General features: G+C 33.9%; 2 protein-coding genes. Both read right to left on the bottom strand.

Annotation, left to right across the window (positions count from 1 at the left end):
* Positions 1-73: 73 nt before the first annotated feature.
* Positions 74-622 carry an AAA family ATPase gene (locus tag DW019_RS14755; protein ID WP_015516237.1) on the bottom strand — a complete coding sequence of 183 codons (549 nt, stop codon included), beginning with the start codon at positions 620-622 and terminating at the stop codon, positions 74-76.
* A 58-nt stretch (positions 623-680) separates the two neighbouring features.
* Complete coding sequence (locus DW019_RS14750; protein ID WP_015516238.1) at positions 681-1,448, bottom strand: GNAT family N-acetyltransferase; 768 nt, start codon at positions 1,446-1,448, stop codon at positions 681-683.
* Positions 1,449-1,542 lie beyond the last annotated feature (94 nt).

Raw genomic sequence — 1,542 nt, 5'->3', positions numbered from 1 at the left:
GAATTTGCGGGTTCTTTACATAGATAAAATTTCAATTTTCAAAGCTATCCCCATTGAGAGAATAAACTAAAATTTATTCCACTATCCCACTCCAATTGTTTACAATAATATCTGCGTTACTTTCAAGGTCCGTAGCACCGTCCAATTCAATTTTTACACACGACATATTTGTCATCCATTCTTTCTGTTCTCTCATATTTGGTGATCCATCTTCTTCATAACTTCGATTATCTTTCAAAAATTTCATATGGGATTCATACATATCTCCACCTTCAAGTACTCTTCTTCCAAATCGCTCTATTGCTCTTTTATGAACTCGTTGTATTCGAATATCTGGTTCAACATAAAGAAATACCATCATTTTAAACATATCATCAAATGCATAATGAAAGGAACTCATCGAACCAGCCATAACAAAATGTTCATATGGAGCAATATCAGTGTTCAGTCTGCTAATCTTTTCTTCCCTCGTATACATTTGTGTATATGGACTATCTGTATTCTGTTTCCAAATATAATCATCCACATCAAAATATAGATATCCCAGTTTCTGTGCAACTATTTTTCCAAGTGTTGTCTTTCCACTTCCAGATGGACCAATTATCATAATTCCAGTTGACATATTTACACCTCACTAAATAGCAATAAAGATTTATTATTGTTCTGAAAATCGGAATTTATTACTTATTCATTTCATCAACTAAGCTTGCTGCTTTTACCGTCATTTCCACCCATCCAGGCACAAAACCACTGCGCAATGCATTTTTTACCGATTTAAGATTTGACCACGCACAGCAGTAAAATGGTACTTTGCCTCTTTCAATTATTTCAATTGCAAGATTACTTGTTAGTGATGAAGCAATTCCCATTCTTCGATATTCAGGCAAAACATCGACACCTATCTGCCACATATTATCACAATCCGCTGAACACGCTGCGAGACCTACAAGCTTCTCACCATCATATGCTCCAACTCCCAGAACATCTAACTCTTTTCTATCTGCACACAATGCATTCCCCCACATTGGAAGATACAAATCTGCAAAATCTTTTTGTTCTAACACTTTAAGGACATAATTGCACTCTAATCTTTTCAATCGTTCCATATCCGGCAAAAAATACTCTGCCATAAAACATACTCTATATCCTTTTTCTTTCATCCGTTCATCAAGCCAGTGCATGTTAGGCGTCTCAAAACAATGATAAAATTCAAACTTACTCAGATATGTTTCAACTATTTCTTTAAATTCATCTTTCACAGATGCAACTACATTGCTTCCATAAGACACAAAATTACAAGCGATAGGTTCTTTATAATATTTTCTTGCCAAAGGTCCAACTCCAGATTTAACAAATACATTTGTATCCTGAAGGAAGTCAGAAACCTTTGCATTTGTGTCATATGCAGATTGCTGCATTGCTATATCCATTATTTCTTTATTCGTCATAACTTACTTCCTTTTTTATTCTTTATCCAATACTAAATTATAAATTGTTATCATTCACTAAATATGAATTGACCAATCCGACAAATTCAAATTT

The organism is Clostridium sp. AF37-5 (assembly GCF_003477605.1).
In the GTDB taxonomy this organism is placed as follows: domain Bacteria; phylum Bacillota; class Clostridia; order Lachnospirales; family Lachnospiraceae; genus Eubacterium_F.
The sequence above is the reverse complement of the archived record's forward strand: the minus strand, read 5'-3'. Positions and strand labels throughout refer to the sequence as shown.